Here is a 1,653-nt window from a genome sequence, read left to right as displayed (position 1 = left end):
GCCCCGTGCCGGCGCCGGACGGGACGGCGCTGCTGATCGACGAAAGCTACAACGCCTCCGCCGCGTCGGTGCGCGCCGCCCTCGCGGTGCTGCGCCTGCAGCCCGCGCGGCGGCGCCTCGCGGTGCTGGGCGACATGCTGGAACTGGGCGACGCGGGACCGGACGAGCACGCCGGGCTCGCCGACCATGTCGCGGCATCGGCCGATCTGCTGTTCGCCTGCGGCCCGCTGATGCGCCACCTCTATGACGCCGTCCCGCCGCCGCTGCGCGCCGCGCATGCCCCCGACGCCGACGCGCTGGCGCCGCTGGTGCGCGCGGCCCTGCGCGCGGACGACGCCGTTCTCGTGAAAGGAAGTCTCGGCAGCCGGATGAAAACCGTCGTCGTGGCGCTGGAGCGCGCCTGATGTTGTATGATCTCGCCCGGCCGTTCGCCGACCAGTACACCGTCTTCAACCTGTTCCGTTACGTGACCTTCCGCTCGGGCGCGGCGTGCCTGACGGCGCTTGTCGTCTGCTTCGTGCTGGGGCCGGGCGTGATCCGCCGGCTGCGGCGGCTGCAGCGCAACGGCCAGCCGATCCGCGCCGATGGGCCGGAGCGGCACCTGATCGAGAAGAAGGGCACGCCCACGATGGGCGGCGCGCTGATCCTGTTCGCGATGGCGATCAGCACCCTGCTTTGGGCGGATCTCGCCAACGGCTATGTCTGGGCGGTGCTGTTCGTCACCCTCGGCTACGGCGCGCTCGGCTTCGCCGACGACTTCGCCAAGGTGACGCGGCGCAACCCGAAGGGCATTTCCGGCCGCACCAAGCTGATCGTCCAGACCGTGGTCGGCCTTATCGGCGCGGTCTGGATCATGCTTCTGACGCGCGAGCCGCTGGGGACCAGCCTGACGGTTCCGGTCTTCAAGGAGGTGCTGATCCCGCTCGGCTACGCGTTCCCGCTGTTCGGCATGCTGGTCATGCTGGGCAGTTCGAACGCGGTGAACCTCACCGACGGGCTCGACGGGCTGGCGATCGTGCCGACCATCATCGCCGCCGGCGTCTTCGCGGTGATCGCCTACTTGGTCGGCAATCACGTCTTCGCCGACTACCTCAAGCTCAACGGCGTGCCCGGCGTCGGCGAACTGGGCGTGTTCCTCTCGGCGCTGATCGGCGCGGGGCTCGGCTTCCTGTGGTTCAACGCCCCGCCGGCCGCGGTGTTCATGGGCGATACCGGCAGCCTGTCGCTCGGCGGCGCGCTGGGAGCGGTCGCCGTCGCCACGAAGCACGAGATCGTCCTGGCGCTGGTCGGCGGCCTGTTCGTGGTCGAGACGGTGTCCGTCATCGTACAGGTGTTCTGGTACAAGCGGACCGGCCGGCGCGTCTTCCTGATGGCGCCGCTGCACCATCATTTCGAGAAGAAAGGCTGGGCCGAGCCCACGATCGTCATCCGGTTCTGGATCATCAGCATGATCCTCGCCCTCGTCGGGCTGGCCACGTTGAAGATCCGATGAACGGCTTCCCGACCGATCTGTTCGCGGGCCGGCGGTTCGCCGTGGTCGGCCTCGGCCGTAACGGCCTGCCGGCGGCGCGCGCGCTGTCGGCGATGGGCGCCGACGTGACGGTCTGGGACGACCGGGAAGACGCGCGCTCGGCCGCCGCCGCCGCGGGGTTC

At 70.2% G+C, this 1,653-nt stretch carries 2 protein-coding genes; both read left to right on the top strand.

Annotated elements, in window-relative coordinates:
* Positions 1-404 (top strand): glutamate ligase domain-containing protein (locus tag B8460_RS18510; RefSeq protein WP_048863099.1); only part of this gene is annotated, 404 nt, incomplete at its 5' end.
* Positions 404-1,492, top strand: a complete 1,089-nt coding sequence (gene mraY / locus B8460_RS18505) for a phospho-N-acetylmuramoyl-pentapeptide-transferase (RefSeq protein ID WP_048863098.1) — start codon at positions 404-406, stop codon at positions 1,490-1,492. The genes B8460_RS18510 and mraY, both read left to right, overlap by 1 nt.
* Positions 1,493-1,653 lie beyond the last annotated feature (161 nt).

The organism is Acidisphaera rubrifaciens HS-AP3, assembly GCF_000964365.1.
GTDB classification, from domain to species: domain Bacteria; phylum Pseudomonadota; class Alphaproteobacteria; order Acetobacterales; family Acetobacteraceae; genus Acidisphaera; species Acidisphaera rubrifaciens.
Note: the sequence above shows the minus strand (reverse complement) of the source record. Positions and strands in the feature narration are given on the sequence as shown.